The organism is Nonomuraea sp. NPDC048916, assembly GCF_040649575.1.
Taxonomy (GTDB): Bacteria; Actinomycetota; Actinomycetes; order Streptosporangiales; family Streptosporangiaceae; genus Nonomuraea.
Map to the genome: position 1 here is coordinate 1 of NZ_JBEZFS010000160.1, position 648 is coordinate 648.

Annotated in this window: 1 protein-coding gene; it reads right to left on the minus strand. The window is 45.1% G+C overall.

The genetic code is table 11. The features are described 5' to 3' along the window. The coding region (locus AB0C16_RS40220; RefSeq protein ID WP_357691419.1) for a phosphotransferase at positions 1-443 on the minus strand (443 nt) is incomplete at its 3' end. Between the last annotated feature and the right edge of the window lie 205 nt (positions 444-648).

Here is a 648-nt window from a genome sequence, read left to right on the forward strand (position 1 = left end):
CGAAATACGCGGTCGCTGTTAAAAGGACAATTACAAACAGGAATCGAATGCAACCGGCGCAGGAACACTGCCAGCGCATCAACAATATTTTCACCTGAATCAGGATATTCTTCTAATACCTGGAATGCTGTTTTCCCGGGGATCGCAGTGGTGAGTAACCATGCATCATCAGGAGTACGGATAAAATGCTTGATGGTCGGAAGAGGCATAAATTCCGTCAGCCAGTTTAGTCTGACCATCTCATCTGTAACATCATTGGCAACGCTACCTTTGCCATGTTTCAGAAACAACTCTGGCGCATCGGGCTTCCCATACAATCGATAGATTGTCGCTCCTGATTGCCCGACATTATCGCGAGCCCATTTATACCCATATAAATCAGCATCCATGTTGGAATTTAATCGCGGCCTAGAGCAAGACGTTTCCCGTTGAATATGGCTCATAACACCCCTTGTATTACTGTTTATGTAAGCAGACAGTTTTATTGTTCATGACCAAAATCCCTTAACGTGAGTTTTCGTTCCACTGAGCGTCAGACCCCGTAGAAAAGATCAAAGGATCTTCTTGAGATCCTTTTTTTCTGCGCGTAATCTGCTGCTTGCAAACAAAAAAACCACCGCTACCAGCGGTGGTTTGTTTGCCGGATCA